Below are 15,310 nucleotides of genomic sequence, written 5' to 3'. Positions count from 1 at the left end.
CCGCGGGGGCGCGCGCCGGGCACGCGGGTGCACGGGCGCGCCCGGCGGCCCCGGGGCCACACCGAACCGTTGTTTTGCGCGGGGGCCCCCCTGGGGGGCCCGGGGCCGGCCAAGCGCCGATCCGGGACGACAGCGGAGGACGGGCCTGATTTCGCTGCCCGAAACCGTTCACCTGACGCCGTTTCCCGTATTTTTTCGGAGCTCGCGCGATGCAATTTCTGCGCGAAGCAATCCCGTGTTTACCGTAATCCTCTAGGGTCCGTGGGATTCGGCGCGGCCCCATTGGATTATTCCATGAAAATTCGCCTTTCGCTTTCTTCCGCAATCATTGCTTTCGGCGTCGTTCTGGCGATCGGTTTCACCGCCGTGGTCTCCACCAGCCTTTACGCCTTGAAAGAGCTAAAGGTCGGCGGTCCGCTCTATTCCGACATCAAGCTGGGCAATGACCTCATCGCCGACATTCTGCCGCCGCCGGAATATGTGATCGAGGCCTATCTCGAGGCCACGCTCGCCATGCGCGAGCCCGACCAGCTTGCGGCCCATGGCGAACGCCTGGTCCAGCTCCGCAAGGACTACGACGAGCGCAAGGCATTCTGGGTCACCTCCAGCCTCTCGGCCGACCTGAAGACGGCCCTGGTGTCGAAATCCGACGCCGAGGTGCAGAAGTTCTGGAAGCTGTTGTCCGACCAGCTCCTCCCCGCCCTCAAGTCCAAGGACACGGCCGGCTCCGAGCGCGCCTACGCGCAGCTCAAGGATGCCTACACCGCGCACCGCGCCGTCATCGACAGCATCGTCGAGAGCGCCAACAAGCAGAATGCCGACATGGAGAAGCTGGCCGCGGACCGCGACAGCTCCATGCTTTATATCCTCCTCGGCGTCTCCGCCGCCGTCCTCGCCTTCATTGCGGCGGGCCTGCTCGGCGTCGCTCTCGGCGTGATGCGCCCGATCGTGCGCATGACCAGCACGATGCAAAAGCTCGCGACCGGCGATCTCGCCGCCGACATTCCTTTCGCGCATCGGCAGGACGAGGTCGGCTCGATGGCGGGCGCGCTCCTGGTGTTCAAGCAGTCCGCGGTCGAGAATTCCCGCCTGCGCGAGGAGCAGTTGCAGAAGGAGCATGAGGCGGCGCTCGCCAAGCGCGGGGCCCTGCACCAGATGGCCGAAACCGTCGAGCGCGAGACCGGCCGCTCGGTCGATACCGCGAGCGCGGCGACGCAAGGCGTGGAGCGTGCCGCCTCCAGTCTGTCCGAGATCGCAAGGTCGCTCTCGACACAGTCGCAGGCGGTCGCAGCCGCCTCGACCCAGGCCCTCGGCAGCTCGCAGACCGTCTCGGCCGCAGCGGAAGAACTCAGTGCTTCGATCCGCGAGATCGCAACCCAGGTCGCGCGGACCAGCACGGTGACAAAATCGGCGGTCGCCGGTCGGGAACAGGCGCGCTCGACCATCCAGACGCTGGCCGGATCGGTGAAGAAGATCGCCGAGGTCTCCGACCTCATCGGCGGCATCGCCGGCCAGACCAATCTGCTGGCACTCAACGCCACGATCGAGGCGGCGCGCGCCGGCGAGGCCGGCCGTGGCTTCGCGGTGGTCGCCGCCGAAGTGAAATCCCTCTCCGACCAGACCGCCAAATCCACCGAGGAGATCGCGCGGCTGATTGCCGAGATCCAGGCCTCGACGCAGGCTGCGGTCGACGCCGTCGAAACCATGGGAGGCCACATCGTCGAGATCGACGGCGTCGCCACCTCGGTTGCCGCCGCGATGGAAGAGCAGGACGCGGCGACGCGAGAGATCACGCGGTCGATCTCCGAATCGGCGTCCGCGGCCAAGGAGGTCTCGGCCAAGATCGGTGATGTCAGCCGCGACGCCGCCTCCGTGAACGAGCGCGCCGCGGAGGTCAGGCAGGCGATCGCCGGCATGGCGGCCAATCTCGAACAGCTCCGTTCGGTTGTCGTCAGGACCGTGCGCGACTCGACCGCGGCGGCCTGAGCCGGGCGCGCGCGACGTCGTTCGCTGGCGCCTGCGGTCGTGATCGTGCAGTATGACGCGGGATAGGGGCATCGTGGTTCATGACACCTCCACAATTGCCGGCGGTCGTTGAGCCCGCCCAACTGACAGCTGCGCTGCGTAGGAGTGGCGTACTGGACGCCGGCGCAGTGCGCGAAGTGAAGGTGCTGCATCAGCACCCGGCCATGGTGTCACAGGTCATCCGCCTTGGGCTGCGTTATGTCGGGGAATCCGCCGGGGCACCGCCCTCCGTGATCCTCAAGATGCCGCATCCGACCTACGCCAAGACGTTGGCCAATTCCGGTCGGCAGGAAGTGGCCTTCTACACTCATCTTGCGCCGAATATGCCGTCGCAGATCGTACCGCGCTGCTACGATGGCCATTTCGACGAGGAGAGCCAGGACTGGCATCTGCTGCTCGAAGATCTCACCGGCAGCCATGAGATCGCGGCAGCTTGGCCGCTGCCGCCTTCGCGCGATCGGGCAACGGCGATCGTCACCGCACTCGCGCGCTGGCACGCTGCGTGGTGGGATCATGCCAGCCTTGGTGAGGCTGTCGGCTCCTGGTCAAGCGTCGACGAAAGCGTGAGGCAGATGGAGACCTTCGCCGGCCATTACGACCGCTTCGCCGATCTGCTCGGCGACCGCCTCAGCGAAGAGCGCCGAATCCTCTACCGGCGCTTCATCGACCAGTCGAGCCACCTGCTCCAGCGCTACCATTCGCACCGCAACGTGACCGTCGTCCACGGTGACGCGCATTGCTGGAATTTCCTGGTGCCGCGCGCCGGCGTCGCCGATAGCGTACGCATTTTTGATTTCGACCGGTGGCGCATCGGTGTGCCTACGAGCGATCTCGCCTACATGATGGCGACCCAATGGTATCCGGAACGCCGGCAGGCACTCGAACGGGCGCTGCTCAACCGCTACTATGAGACGCTGATCGCGTACGGTGTCGCCGGCTACACACGCGGCGCGCTGGACCAAGACTATCGCTGGTCGGTGCTCTGGCACATCACGAAGCCGGTTTGGCAATGGAGCGTCAACACCCCAGAGGTCGTCTGGTGGAATAATCTGGAGCGCGTGATGATGGCGGTCGAGGATTTGGGTTGCGAGGAATTGTTGTAACTGCTCACGCGATAAACCGGTGTCATCCTGGCGAAAGCCAGGACCCATTACCCCAGGGAAAGGTTGTGGCGCGAGGCTGGTAACCACGACTTACCACCAAACTCCTCCCTGGGGTAATGGGTCCTGGATCTGCGCTGCGCTTGTCCAGGACGACGGCGGAAGTTGTGACCCACGTTACTCCATCACCGCGTGTTCCGGCCCGGCCGCCTGCTTGCGCAGGGTAGCCTTGGTCGAGCCGATCAGCAGGGCGAGCGGAATGGTGCAGAGGATGAAGAACATCACCAGCTGGTAGTCGTGCGCGAAGGCGATGATCTGGGCCTGCACGCTGACCATGCGATCGGCCATGGCGCGGCCGGCGTCGGTTGAGAGATTGATCATGCCACTGACGCTGGGCATCTGGAGCGCGTGGTTGAATGGATTGATATGCTCGGACAGGATCGCGTAGGTCCGCCGCGTGCCCTGCGTCAGCTGGGCGATGACGACGGAAATGCCCACCGAGCTCGCGACGTTGCGCATCAGGGTCAGCATCGCGGTGCCGTCGGTGCGTAGCTCATTCGACAAGGTCAGGAACGCCACCGTCGATAACGGCACGAAGACAAGGCCGAAGCCGAAGCCCTGGATGACGCTGACGGTCACGATCTCCGGCACCTGGGTCAAATCGGTCCAGCCGGTCATCTGGAACAGCGAGCCGGCGGTCAGCGTCAGGCCCGTGATGATCAGCGTACGGGCCTCGACATAACGCATCATGCGGCCGACCAGCATCATCGCGAAGAAGGTGCCGAAGCCACGGCTCGCCAGCAGCAGACCCGCGGTAATGATGGGATAGCCGATCACGTTCTGCATATAGGGCGAGGCCAGCGCCATGGTCGAGAACAGCACGAGGCCCATCACGACCATGAACATGCAGCCGGTGACGAAGTTGCGATCCCTGAAAAGCGCAAAACGGATGAACGGCGTCGAGGTCGTGAAGGAGTGCGCGATGAAGAAGTAGAAGGCGACGGCCGAGACGATGAACTCCGCAAGGATTTCACCTGATTCGAGCCAGCCCAGTTGCTCGCCGCGGTCGAGCGCGAGCTGAAGCGAGCCGATCGCGACCGCCAGCGCCGCGAACCCGAACCAGTCGAACTTGAGACTGAGATCCTTCCGGGTCTCGTCCATGAAGATGATGAGCCCGATCACGGTGATGGCGCCGAACGGCAGATTGACAAAGAACACCCAGTGCCAGGAATAAGTCTCGGTCAGCCAGGCGCCGAGCGATGGACCCATGATCGGCCCCATCATCACGCCCATGCCCCAGATCGACATCGCCTTGGCGCGTTCCTGGAGCGTGTAATAGTCGAGCATCACCGATTGCGACAACGGCACCAGAGCCGCGCCGAACACGCCCTGCAGCAGGCGGAACAGCACCATCTGGTTGATGTCCTGCGCAAGCCCGCACAGCACCGATGCCATGGTGAAGCCGGCCGAGCAGATGATGAAGATGCGCTTGCGGCCGAAGCGGTTGGCGATCCAGCCCACCGGTGCCGTCATGATCGCGGCGGCGACGATGTAGGAGGTCAGCACCCAGTTGATCTGGTCCTGCGAGGCCGACAGCGTACCCTGCATATAGGGCAGGGCGACGTTGGCGATGGTGGTGTCCAGCGCCTGCATGATGGTTGCCGTCATGGCGCAGATCGTCACCATGTTCCGGCGCAGGCCGGGAACCATCAAATGGGCATTGGGGCCGGACATCGGATCAGTCCTTGTCTCAGTCTTTGTCCGAATCTTTGTCTTGGCTCGCGGTCGCCGACAGGCCGAGCAGGCCGGCGAGCGAGCGCCGGTGGCCGGTGTCGATGGTGGCGTAGACGCTCATGCCGGCCTTCAGCTTGCGCACGTATTTGTCGCTCTCATCGAAATAGATGCGGATCGGCACGCGCTGCACCACCTTGACGAAATTGCCGCTGGCGTTCTGCGGCGGCAGGATCGCGAATTGCGCGCCGGTGCCGGGCGAGAGCGAGCCGATCTTGCCCTTGAAGAGATGGTTCGGGAACGCGTCGACCTCGAGCGTGACCGGCTGTCCTTCGGTGACATAGGTGAGGTCGCTCTCCTTCGGATTGGCGTCGACCCAGGGATGGGCGACGTCGATGATGGAGAACACCGGCGTGCCGGCGGCGACGTAGCGGCCGAGCTGGATCTGTTCGACCTGGGTTGCCACGCCATCCATCGGCGCGCGCAGCACGGTGTGGTCGAGGTTGCGTTGGGCATCGTCCAGCTTGGCTTTCGCCTGCGCGTAGGCCGGGAATTGCTCCAGCGGCAACTCGGGATTGCCGAGCAATTGGGTCCTGGCGTTGGAGAGTTGCTGCTTGATGTATTGCGCCTGCGCGCCGGCGGTCACCAGTGCGTTCGACGCGTTGTCGAGATCGAGCTGCGAGCCGTAATTGTTCTTCACCAGCGCCTGCTTGCGCTCGACGTCGCGCTGCTTCAGGTCGACGCCCTGCTGGGCGAGATTGAGCATGTCGCCGTAGATCTTGATGTTGGCAACGAGATTGTCATAGGTGATGCGGGCTTGGGCGAGTTGCGCCTTGGCTTCTTCCAACGCGTGACGGAACGGGGCGGGATCGATCTCGAACAGCTCGTCGCCGTGCTTGACGATCTGGCCCTCCTTGACGACGATCTTCTGGATTTTGCCGGAGATGTCGGGCGTCACCAGCACCTTCTGCGCGCCGACATAGGCATCGTCGGTGCCGACATAGCGGCCGCCATTGAGATAGAAAGCGAAGCCGGCAACTGCGACGACGACCGGCAGCACGACCAGAAGCAGCACGCGGCGATAGCGGCGCAGGCCCGCCACCAGGCGGCGGCGCGGATTGGTGCCGGCTTTCTTGGTGGGCTTGCCGCCGTCGATTTTCTGCTCGGGCTGGAATTTGAGAACCTGATCAGCCATAGCGCTGCTCCTTACGCGCTTGTTCCGCTCCGCTGGTCTGGATCGCGGACCGCACGTTTTCCTTGATTGTTTCGAGTTGGGTGAGGAGGCGGTGGGCGTCCGCCGGAGTGATGCCGTCGAGCGCGTTGGCCGTGAGCTCGGATTTCAGCCCGCTCATCCGCCCGAGCAATTGCCGCCCGGCCTTCTTCAGGTACAGCCGCTTGACGCGGCGGTCCGAAGGATCGTTGCGTCGCTCGATCCAGTCGCTGTCACAGAGCTTGTCGATCAGGCGTGTCAGCGTGATCGGCTGCACCTCGAGAAGCTCGGCGAGTTCCGACTGCTTCATGCCTTCGCTACGCTCGACCTTGGCCAGCACCGCCCATTGCGCGCGGGTGATGCCGAAGCGCGAAGCTTCCTTGTCGGCATAGACCCGGAGCAGGCGATAGAGCTCGGCGAGCGTAAACAGGAAGTTCTGGTCCACGGGCCCTGGGCTCATGAGCTTGGTCTCCAATAAGCTTGGAATATAATAAGCAAGCTTATGATTATTTCATGGCGGGTTTGCGGGACGCTGTCCCGCAGGCCGAGCATGGCTGATGGCCGCATCGCCGGTCCTGCTTTGGGTTCCCCTTTCGAAATGGTAGAACGCCGGTCGCATGACCCTCGCAAAACCGGCATTTCCCGCGCCCGATCACGATCACGGCCGCTGTACCGCGGATGCGCTGGCGCATGCCGAGGCCGTTTGCGGAGAGCGCGCGCAGAAATTCACGCCGATACGCCGCCATGTATTGGGGGCGCTGCTCTCGAGTCACCGGCCGCTCGGCGCCTATGAGGTGATCGACGAGCTGGCGAAATCGATGCCGCGGCCGGCGCCGATCACGGTCTATCGTGCTCTCGATTTCCTGATGGCCAACGGCCTCGTGCACCGCATCGAAAGCCGCAACGCCTATCTCGCCTGCGCCGCTCACGACCACGACGCGACCTCGGCGGTGACGTTCCTGATCTGCGAGCGCTGTGGCCTGGTCGGCGAGATTCCGTCGGCATCCTTCGCCAAGGACCTCAACGCCGCCGCGCGCAGCTCAGGCTTCGCTCCCAAATTGTCCGTGGTGGAAATCACGGGCGTCTGCGCGCATTGTCAGAAAGCTGCTTAGAGCAACAACGGCGCAAAGCCGGTTTTTCAGGAAGAAATGTCCTCACCTCAAGCCATACCGTCCGCCGGTCGTCCCCTCAGTGCCGGCGCCATCGCCCTGATGCTCATGCTGTGCCTGACCTGGGGATTCAACCAGATCGCGGTGAAACTGGTGCTGCCGGACATCCCGCCGATGCTTCAGGCCACGTTCCGCTCGATGGGCGCGCTGCCGGTGCTGTTCATCATCGGCAGCTTGCGCGGCGTTAAATTCTTCGAACGCGACGGCACCTGGAAGCCCGGCGTGATCGCGGGACTGATGTTCGGCATCGAGTTCGTGCTGATCTTCCAGGGCCTGCGCTTCACACCGGCATCGCGGGCAGTCGTGTTCCTCTACACCGCGCCGTTCTTTGTCGCGCTCGGCTCCTACCAGGTGCTCGGCGAGCGGCTTGGCGGTACGCAATGGCTGGGGCTCGCCATAAGCTTTGCCGGCGTCGCGCTCGCGATCGGGGTGCCGCAGCCCAACGTCGATTCGCATGTCCTGCTCGGCGACCTCATGATCGTCGGCGGCGCCGCGCTGTGGGCGGCGACCACGCTGGTTGCCAAGGGCACCCGGCTGCGCTTCGCGGCGCCCGAGAAGGCGCTGGGCTACCAGGTCGCGACGTCGATCCCGATCCTGGGGCTGGCCGCCTGGCTGTTCGGGGAGACCATCCCGCACACCCCGTCGCCGCTGTCGCTGGGCCTGATGGCCTTCCAGGCGATCTGGGTCGTGGGAACCACGTTCACGCTTTGGTTCGCGCTGGTGAAGACCTATTCGGCCAGCAAATTGTCGGCTTTTACCTTCATCACCCCTTTGTTTGGCGTGGTGGGTAGTTATTTCATCATGCACGACACGCTGAACCTGACATTCGGGGCTGCCGCCGTCCTTGTCATTGCTGGGCTTTTTCTGGTTAACCGTCCCAGTCAATCCGCTGCGGCGCCGCGCGATGCATTGCTGAACGTCACCAAAACCTGATATTTGGACGCCATGAACAAGCTCGAAAACACCATCGATTCCGACGTTGCGGGCCCTGCGCCCCGGCATAAGACCACCCAGGTCAAGGTCGGCGACGTCGCCGTCGGCGGCGGTGCGCCGATCGTCGTGCAGTCGATGACCAACACCGACACCGCCGATATCGACGGCACCATTGCCCAGGTGGCAGCGCTCGCCCGCGCCGGTTCCGAAATGGTCCGCATCACCGTGGACCGCGAGGAGGCCGCCGCCGCCGTCCCGCACATCCGCGACGGCCTGCTCAAGCGCGGCATCACCACGCCGCTGATCGGCGACTTCCACTATATCGGCCACAAGCTGCTCGCGGCCTATCCGGCCTGCGCCGAGGCGCTCGCCAAATATCGCATCAATCCCGGCAATGTCGGCTTCAAGGACAAGCGCGACACCCAGTTCGCCGACATCATCGAGATCGCCAACAAGAACAACAAGCCGGTGCGCATCGGGGCCAATTGGGGTTCGCTCGATCAGGAGCTGCTGACCAGGCTGATGGATGAGAACACCGCCTCGGCCAATCCGCGCGATGCGCGCGCGGTGATGCGCGAAGCCATGGTGCAGTCGGCGCTGCTCTCGGCGGCGCGCGCCGAAGAGCTCGGCATGCCCAAGGACCGCATCATCCTGTCGGCCAAGGTCTCGGCGGTGCAGGATCTGATCGCGGTCTACGAGGTTCTCGCCAGCCGTTCCGACTACGCCATCCATCTCGGCCTGACCGAGGCCGGCATGGGCACGAAGGGCATCGTGGCGTCATCCGCGGCGCTCGGCATCCTGTTGCAGCAGGGCATCGGCGACACCATCCGCATCTCGCTGACGCCGGAGCCCGGCGGCGACCGCACCCGTGAGGTGCAGGTCGGTCAGGAGCTCTTGCAGACCATGGGCTTCCGCACCTTCGTGCCGCTGGTTGCGGCGTGCCCAGGCTGCGGCCGCACCACCTCGACCACGTTCCAGGAACTGGCCAGCTCGATCCAGGGGTTCATCCGCGACGAGATGCCGACCTGGAAGACGAAATATCCCGGCGTGGAAGAGCTCAACGTCGCGGTGATGGGCTGCATCGTCAACGGCCCCGGCGAATCCAAGCACGCCAATATCGGCATCTCGCTGCCGGGCACGGGCGAGGCGCCGGCTGCCCCGGTGTTCGTCGACGGCAAGAAATTCCGCACCCTGCGCGGCCCGACCATCTCCGCCGACTTCAAGGCGCTCGTGATCGACTATATCGAGCAGCGCTACGGCCAGGGCGCCAAGGTGCCGGTGACCGCGGCGGAGTAGGCCTTTTGCGGCGTGTAGCCCGGATGGAGCGCAGCGAAATCCGGGTTCTCGCAAGCTGACGAACTCAACCCGGATTGCGCTTCGCTCCATCCGGGCTACGATGTCCCCAATCAAGAGCGATCGGGAGGCACGCCATGAGCTCACTCGCCGGCAAGCAGGGCCCGCGCTATCGCCACGCGACGGACGACGGCGCGCCGTATGAAACGATCGGGGTCGAAAAGCTCACCCCGATCATCGGTGCGGAAATCTCCGGCGTCGACATCAGCAAGCTGGTCTCGGACGATGCGCGCTCCAACCGGCAGATGGACGAGGTCCATCGCGCGCTTGCCGAAAACCTCGTGATCTTCTTCCGCGACCAGCACATCACGCCGCAACAGCATCTCGCCTTCGGCCGCAAGTTCGGCGAGCTGCATTTCCATCCCGCCGCGCCGCACGAAGATGAAGATCCCGCGCTGATGAAGATCTATGCGGATGCGAACTCGCCGCGTGCCAACGGCGAGGGCTGGCATTCCGACGTGTCCTGCGATCTCGAGCCGCCGATGGGCTCGATCCTCTACATCAAGCAGTGCCCGCCGCGCGGCGGCGACACGCTGTTCGCCAACATGTACGCCGCCTACGAGGCGCTGTCGGATCGCATGAAGGCCTATCTCGACGGGCTGACCGCGCTGCACGACGGCGAGCCGATCTATCGCGGGCTCTACGCCAATTACGGCGTCGCCGACCGACCGTCCTATCCGAGTGCCGAGCATCCCGTGGTGCGCACGCATCCGGTCACGGGCAAGAAGGCGCTCTACGTCAACCGCGGCTTCACCCGGCACATCAACGGCATCCCGCGCGACGAGAGCGACGCGATGCTGGCCTATCTCTATCAACACGCCGAGAACCCGCTGTTTCAGTGCCGTTTCCGCTGGACCGAGAACGCGATCGCGTTCTGGGACAACCGCTGCACCCAGCACCGCGCGATGTGGGATTACTGGCCGCATACGCGCTCCGGCACGCGCGTGACGGTGAAGGGGGAGCGGCCGGTTTAACCCGCCTGCGCATCGCGTTCCGCGTTGACGTCTTCCCGCGTCCGCGCCAATCTTGCCGAAAACAAAGACCGTCGGGAGGATTTTCCATGCTCCGCGCCGAGGACAACAAATTCCTGACCGAGTCGGGCCCCGGAACCGGCATGGGCGAATTGTTGCGCCGGTTCTGGATTCCTGTCCTGCTGTCCGAAGAACTCCCCGAACCCGACGGCGAGCCGAAGAAGATCATCGTTCTCGGCGAGGAGCTGCTCGCCTTCCGCGAGTCGCGCGGCGTCGTCGGATTAATCGACCAATACTGCCCGCATCGCGGCGCCAATCTCTGGCTTGGGCGCAATGAGGAATGCGGCATCCGCTGCGTCTATCACGGCTGGAAGTTCGACACCGACGGAAGGTGCGTGGACATGCCGACGTCCTATCCCGACCTCAACGCCAAGGATCTCATCCGCATCAAATCCTATCCCGTGCGCGAATGGGGTGAGATGATCTGGGCCTATATGGGCCCGGCTGACGCGATGCCCGAGCTGCCCGATCTCGAAATGGCGCTGCTGCCGGCCTCGCACCGCTACGTCAGCAAGAAATGGCAGGACTGCAACTGGGTGCAGGCGCTAGAAGGCTCGATCGACACCGCGCATTTCACCTTCGCCCATCTCTCCTTCGATAAGGAGGAGAACGAGATTCTGGACATCAAGAAGCATTTCGTGAATCCGATCGCGCGGATGTCGAGCGATCACATGCGCTGGATCGCCGAAGACCCCCGGCCTGTGATCAAGATCCAGGCGCACCCGGCGGGCCTCACCATCGCCGGTGGGCGGCTCACCGGCGGCGACAACATCTACTGGCGCATCGCGCAGTTCCTGATGCCGTTCCACGCCTATGCCCCGAGCGCGATGCCGGGCGAGAACATCTTTGGCCAGACCTTCGTGCCCGTCACCGACACCAATTGCTGGATCTACACCTATGCCTGGAATCCGGAGCGGCCGCTGACGCAAGCCGAGCGTGACGCCTTTGACCGCGGCAATGGCGTGATCGCGGAGGTCGGCGACGATTACGTGCCGCTGCGCCACAACGGCAATGACTATCTGATTGATCGCAAGCTGCAGAAAACCAGGAGCTACACCGGCATCAAGGGTGTATCCGAACAGGACGCGGCCGTACAGGATAGCCAGGGTCCCATCGCCGATCGCACCCGCGAGCATCTCGGTCCGACCGATCTCGGTATCATGCATTTCCGGAAAGTCGTGATGGAACTGGCGCGAGCGCTTCAGCAGGGCGAGCCGCCGCCGCAGGTCGCGCATCAGGATCGCTACGCCGTGCGCTCGGGCGCCTGCGTCACCAGCAAGGCCAAGGACCTTTCCGCGGTGATGCTGGAGCGTTTCGGCGACGTCACAGGCTTTGTCGGCCGGCCGCGAACAGCGGCAGCGGAGTAGCACTTGGGGCAGCCGCGCAGCATCCTTGCAAGTCTCGTCTCCACGCTCGTCGCGTCGATCTTGCTATGGTCGCTGGCGCCTGCAGGTGAGGGCCATGCTGCGATCGCGCGGAAAATCGCGAAACCCAAGCCGCCGCACGCGCCGGTCAAGTGTGAGATGTCGAAATTCCGGATCGTCGTGGATGTCGGGCACACCCCGGACTCCTACGGCGCGTTGAGCGCACGCAACGACACCGAGTTCGGCTTCAACTTCCGGCTTGCAAGTCTGATCACGGCGAAGCTCAAGGCCGAAGGCTTTGCCGCGACCCGGCTGCTCGTCACGGACGGCAAGGCCCGGCCGAGCCTGCTCAAACGCGTCAGCACCGCGAATGGTGCCCGGGCCGATCTCTTCCTGTCGATCCATCACGATTCGGTGCCGGACAAGCTGATCGAGACCTGGGAGTTCGACGGCGCGAACAGCTATTTCAGTGACCGCTTTTCGGGCCACTCTCTGTTTGTGTCGGAGCGGAATCCGCACTTCGCCGCAAGCTTGATGCTGGCCCGGATGATCGGCAGCCAGTTGAAAGAGCAGGACCTGCATTATGCCAGCCAATACAGCCTGCCGGTGATGGGCCGCTACCGGCGCCAATTGCTCGACAAGGATGTCGGCGTCTACCGCTATGACGGGCTCGTCGTGCTCTCGCAAACCCGTAGCGCCGCAGTGCTGCTCGAAGCGGGCTCCATCATCAACCGCGACGAGGAAATGGCGATGAACTCGCCGGAGCGTCAGGAGATCATTGCGGGCGCCGTGGCGGTGGCGATGAGGGAATTTTGCGAGAGGCGGTAGTTTGCACCGCCAGCAATGACGGGAATCTACAGCGGCCCTCCCCGGTACTCCCGGTTTGCCAAACTCGCCTCCTCCAGGTCCAGATCCCGCTCGATCCTCCGGCGCGTCTCGTCGGTGATCTGGCCGTCGCGCAGCAGGTCATGGATGAATTTGCGCTCGGCGGCGATCAGGTCGCGGGTCAGCGCGGTACCTGCGGCGGAGACGTCGTGGTGGGTGGGATCGAGCGAATCGGGCAGCTGGTTGACCCGGATCTCGTGGCGGGCGCGCAGGAGCCGCATCACCTCGTCCGACACGTCCTTCTCCTCGGTCAGCGCGTCGAGCGACTTCAGGGCGGCATCGAGGGCCTGGCGCCGTGCCGCGATCTCGGACTCGTGCTCGGCGGAATGTTCGCTGCGACCGGCGTCCGCGACACCGAGCCAGCGCACCACCGGAGGCAGTGTGAGGCCGACGCCGATCAGCGTGATGAAGATGACACCGAAGGCGACGAACAGGATCAGGTCGCGAAACGGAAAGGCCTCGCCGCCCGGCAGCGTGAACGGCAGCGCCAGTGCCGCCGCCAGCGACACCGCGCCGCGCACGCCGGTGAACGCCAGCACGAACGGCCATTGCCACGGTGGTGACGGATCGCGCGCACGCAGCGACTTGCTGAGCATGCGTGGCAGATAGGTCGCGGGATAAAGCCAGGCGAAGCGCGCGATCACGACGACCGCCAGCACCACGGCGGTCGCGATCATGATGTCGTCGAGCGGGAACGCCTTCGACTTCTCGTAGAGCGCGCGCATCTGGAACCCCGTGAGCAGGAACAGCAAGCCCTCGATCAGATAGATCACGAGGTCCCAGAAGAAGATCCCCTGCAGGCGCGTCGATGCCGAGATCAGCAGTGGGCCGTTCCAGCTCACATAGAGGCCACAGGCAACGGTGGCGATCACGCCGGAGCCTCCGAGATGTTCGGGCAGCCAATAGGACACGTAGGGCGTGATCAGCGACAGCGTCAGCTCGACCTGCGGATCCCCCGACCATTTGCGGAAACGCAGGGAGAGCCAGCCGACACCGATGCCGAAGGCGATCTCCCCGGCGACGATGAGCAGGAACTCGCCGCCTGCCAGAGGCAGCGAGAAATGCCCGACCATGATTGCGGCGAGCGCGAACCGATAGAGGATCAGCGCGGTGGCGTCATTCGCGAGCCCTTCGCCTTCGAGGATGACCGTGAGCCTGCGCGGCAAATGCAACCGGCGCGCGATCGCGAGCGGCGCCACCACGTCGGGCGGCGCGACGATGGCGCCGAGCAGGAAGCCGATCGTCCAGGGCAGGCCGATCAAATAGTGGGTGGCGGTTGCGACCAGTGCTGTGGTGAAGATCACCGCGCCGACCGCAAGCATCACAATGGGGCGAAGATTCTTTTTGAACTCGCGCCAGCTCATCGCGACGCTCGCCGAGTAGATCAGCGGCGGCAGCACCATCAGCAGCACCAGTTCCGGCGGCAGTTCGACCGGTGGCATGCCGGGCACGAAGGCGAGGCCGACGCCGGAGAGCATCAGCAGAATGGCAGGCGCGATGTTGAAGCGGCGGGCGACAAGCGCGGTGCCCGCCAGCACGGCGAGCAGGATGAGAAAGGTCTGAAATTTCGCTTCCATGATGATCTGTCTTCACCCGGAAGCGGTCGCAACGTCAATGCGTGCGGCTTACGCCAGCCGCTCGGCCACCATGCGGCCGATGCGTGCGAACACGGTTTCGATCTGCGCCGCACTCGGCGTACCGCCCTGGGTGTAGGCCGCGATCAGGATCGGGGCATCGGGTTTCGTATCGGGCTTGGGCCAGGCCACCGCGATATCGCCGGAGGCGTCCTTGCCGTTGTTGCCGGTCTTGTCGCCGATCTTCCAGCTTGCGGGGAGCCCGCCACGCAGCCGGTTCGCGCCGGTCTTGCAACCCACCAGCCAGTCCGTGAGCTGCGCACGCGAGGTCGCCGACAGCGCCTCGCCCGTCACAAGCCGGCGCAGATTGCCTGCCATCGCCGCCGGCGTCGTGGTGTCGCGGGGATCGCCGGGCGGTGAGCGGTTGAGCTCGGGCTCGTTGTGGTCGAGCCGTGAGGTGGTGTCGCCGAGCGACCGCCAGAACGCGGTGAGTGCGGCGGGACCGCCGATCCGCGCCAGCAGCAAATTGGCGCAGGTGTTGTCGCTGAGCTCGACGATCGCCTTGCACATCTCGGTGACCGACATTGCGCCGGCGGCAATGTTTTGCTTGGCGACCGGTGCGTACTCCAGCAGGTCGGCCTTGCCGTACGGGATCATGGCCGCAAGCTGATCCTCGCCACGATCGACCCGCGCCAGTACGCAGGCCGCGAGGGAAGCCTTGAATGTCGAGCACATGACGAACCGTTCGTCGGCGCGCCATGCGAGCTTCGCGCCGGTCGCGAGGTTCTCGGCATAGACCCCGATCCGGCCGCCGCTCTCGCGCTCATAGGCTTCGAGTTCAGGTAGCGCGTCCGCGGCGAGCGCGGGAGAGGCGGCAATCCAGCACAGCGAGGCAAGCAGCGAACGGCGGTCGAGAAGCATGGGGAACCTTTTGA

The 15,310-nt window shown here is 64.5% G+C and carries 13 protein-coding genes; 8 read left to right on the top strand and 5 right to left on the bottom strand.

Annotation, left to right across the window (positions count from 1 at the left end; all coding sequences use genetic code 11):
• Positions 1 to 294 precede the first annotated feature (294 nt).
• Both AC0L3K_RS00655 and AC0L3K_RS00650 read left to right on the top strand, forming a co-directional pair.
• Positions 295 to 1,986, top strand: coding sequence for a methyl-accepting chemotaxis protein (locus tag AC0L3K_RS00655; RefSeq protein WP_473365376.1), 1,692 nt, complete (start codon positions 295 to 297; stop codon positions 1,984 to 1,986).
• Positions 1,987 to 2,066: 80 nt separating this feature from the next.
• Positions 2,067 to 3,128 carry a phosphotransferase gene (locus AC0L3K_RS00650; RefSeq protein ID WP_473365375.1) on the top strand — a complete coding sequence of 354 codons (1,062 nt, stop codon included), beginning with the start codon at positions 2,067 to 2,069 and terminating at the stop codon, positions 3,126 to 3,128.
• Positions 3,129 to 3,302: 174 nt separating this feature from the next.
• Here the strand turns inward: AC0L3K_RS00650 and AC0L3K_RS00645 are convergent, their stop codons facing one another.
• Genes AC0L3K_RS00645 through AC0L3K_RS00635 form a run of 3 tightly spaced genes read right to left on the bottom strand, consistent with a single transcriptional unit; the run spans position 3,303 to position 6,526 of the window.
• Positions 3,303 to 4,859: an MDR family MFS transporter gene (locus AC0L3K_RS00645; RefSeq protein WP_007598138.1), complete on the bottom strand. Its 1,557-nt coding sequence runs from the start codon at positions 4,857 to 4,859 to the stop codon at positions 3,303 to 3,305.
• Positions 4,860 to 4,875: 16 nt separating this feature from the next.
• Positions 4,876 to 6,051, bottom strand: coding sequence for an HlyD family secretion protein (locus AC0L3K_RS00640; protein ID WP_473365374.1), 1,176 nt, complete (start codon positions 6,049 to 6,051; stop codon positions 4,876 to 4,878).
• Complete coding sequence (locus AC0L3K_RS00635) at positions 6,044 to 6,526, bottom strand: MarR family winged helix-turn-helix transcriptional regulator (RefSeq protein WP_007598134.1); 483 nt, start codon at positions 6,524 to 6,526, stop codon at positions 6,044 to 6,046. The genes AC0L3K_RS00640 and AC0L3K_RS00635 overlap by 8 nt, the downstream gene beginning before the upstream one ends.
• Before the next feature lie 157 nt (positions 6,527 to 6,683).
• On the opposite strand from AC0L3K_RS00635, the gene AC0L3K_RS00630 reads away from it, so the two are divergent.
• From AC0L3K_RS00630 to AC0L3K_RS00605, 6 genes are all read left to right on the top strand, one after another.
• Positions 6,684 to 7,178 carry a Fur family transcriptional regulator gene (locus tag AC0L3K_RS00630; RefSeq protein ID WP_007598132.1) on the top strand — a complete coding sequence of 165 codons (495 nt, stop codon included), beginning with the start codon at positions 6,684 to 6,686 and terminating at the stop codon, positions 7,176 to 7,178.
• A 36-nt stretch (positions 7,179 to 7,214) separates the two neighbouring features.
• Positions 7,215 to 8,168 carry a DMT family transporter gene (locus AC0L3K_RS00625; RefSeq protein ID WP_007615962.1) on the top strand — a complete coding sequence of 318 codons (954 nt, stop codon included), beginning with the start codon at positions 7,215 to 7,217 and terminating at the stop codon, positions 8,166 to 8,168.
• A gap of 12 nt (positions 8,169 to 8,180) precedes the next feature.
• Positions 8,181 to 9,464, top strand: coding sequence for a flavodoxin-dependent (E)-4-hydroxy-3-methylbut-2-enyl-diphosphate synthase (ispG, locus tag AC0L3K_RS00620; protein ID WP_473365373.1), 1,284 nt, complete (start codon positions 8,181 to 8,183; stop codon positions 9,462 to 9,464).
• 134 nt (positions 9,465 to 9,598) lie between these two features.
• Positions 9,599 to 10,495: a TauD/TfdA dioxygenase family protein gene (locus AC0L3K_RS00615; RefSeq protein ID WP_473365372.1), complete on the top strand. Its 897-nt coding sequence runs from the start codon at positions 9,599 to 9,601 to the stop codon at positions 10,493 to 10,495.
• Between the two features lie 86 nt (positions 10,496 to 10,581).
• The gene (locus tag AC0L3K_RS00610; protein WP_473365371.1) at positions 10,582 to 11,919 is read left to right on the top strand and encodes a Rieske 2Fe-2S domain-containing protein; all 1,338 of its coding nucleotides are present in this window, start codon (positions 10,582 to 10,584) and stop codon (positions 11,917 to 11,919) included.
• A 3-nt stretch (positions 11,920 to 11,922) separates the two neighbouring features.
• Complete coding sequence (locus AC0L3K_RS00605) at positions 11,923 to 12,744, top strand: N-acetylmuramoyl-L-alanine amidase (protein ID WP_473365370.1); 822 nt, start codon at positions 11,923 to 11,925, stop codon at positions 12,742 to 12,744.
• Positions 12,745 to 12,770: 26 nt separating this feature from the next.
• Here AC0L3K_RS00605 and AC0L3K_RS00600 read toward each other — a convergent pair whose 3' ends face one another.
• Together AC0L3K_RS00600 and bla are read right to left on the bottom strand one after the other, a co-directional pair.
• Positions 12,771 to 14,378, bottom strand: a complete 1,608-nt coding sequence (locus AC0L3K_RS00600; protein ID WP_354166517.1) for a Na+/H+ antiporter — start codon at positions 14,376 to 14,378, stop codon at positions 12,771 to 12,773.
• Positions 14,379 to 14,426: 48 nt separating this feature from the next.
• On the bottom strand, positions 14,427 to 15,296 hold the full coding sequence (gene bla, locus AC0L3K_RS00595; protein ID WP_473365369.1) for a class A beta-lactamase: 870 nt from the start codon (positions 15,294 to 15,296) through the stop codon (positions 14,427 to 14,429).
• Between the last annotated feature and the right edge of the window lie 14 nt (positions 15,297 to 15,310).

Source organism: Bradyrhizobium sp. MI1.10 (assembly GCF_055811035.1).
The sequence above is the reverse complement of the archived record's forward strand: the minus strand, read 5'-3'. Positions and strand labels throughout refer to the sequence as shown.

Bases quoted from the DNA above. Each gene is read 5' to 3' on its own strand.
- AC0L3K_RS00655 (WP_473365376.1), top strand. From the start codon at position 295: ATGAAAATTCGCCTTTCGCTTTCTTCCGCAATCATTGCTTTCGGCGTC.
- AC0L3K_RS00650 (WP_473365375.1), top strand. From the start codon at position 2,067: ATGACACCTCCACAATTGCCGGCGGTCGTTGAGCCCGCCCAACTGACA.
- AC0L3K_RS00645 (WP_007598138.1), bottom strand. From the start codon at position 4,859: ATGTCCGGCCCCAATGCCCATTTGATGGTTCCCGGCCTGCGCCGGAAC.
- AC0L3K_RS00640 (WP_473365374.1), bottom strand. From the start codon at position 6,051: ATGGCTGATCAGGTTCTCAAATTCCAGCCCGAGCAGAAAATCGACGGC.
- AC0L3K_RS00635 (WP_007598134.1), bottom strand. From the start codon at position 6,526: ATGAGCCCAGGGCCCGTGGACCAGAACTTCCTGTTTACGCTCGCCGAG.
- AC0L3K_RS00630 (WP_007598132.1), top strand. From the start codon at position 6,684: ATGACCCTCGCAAAACCGGCATTTCCCGCGCCCGATCACGATCACGGC.
- AC0L3K_RS00625 (WP_007615962.1), top strand. From the start codon at position 7,215: ATGTCCTCACCTCAAGCCATACCGTCCGCCGGTCGTCCCCTCAGTGCC.
- ispG (WP_473365373.1), top strand. From the start codon at position 8,181: ATGAACAAGCTCGAAAACACCATCGATTCCGACGTTGCGGGCCCTGCG.
- AC0L3K_RS00615 (WP_473365372.1), top strand. From the start codon at position 9,599: ATGAGCTCACTCGCCGGCAAGCAGGGCCCGCGCTATCGCCACGCGACG.
- AC0L3K_RS00610 (WP_473365371.1), top strand. From the start codon at position 10,582: ATGCTCCGCGCCGAGGACAACAAATTCCTGACCGAGTCGGGCCCCGGA.
- AC0L3K_RS00600 (WP_354166517.1), bottom strand. From the start codon at position 14,378: ATGGAAGCGAAATTTCAGACCTTTCTCATCCTGCTCGCCGTGCTGGCG.
- bla (WP_473365369.1), bottom strand. From the start codon at position 15,296: ATGCTTCTCGACCGCCGTTCGCTGCTTGCCTCGCTGTGCTGGATTGCC.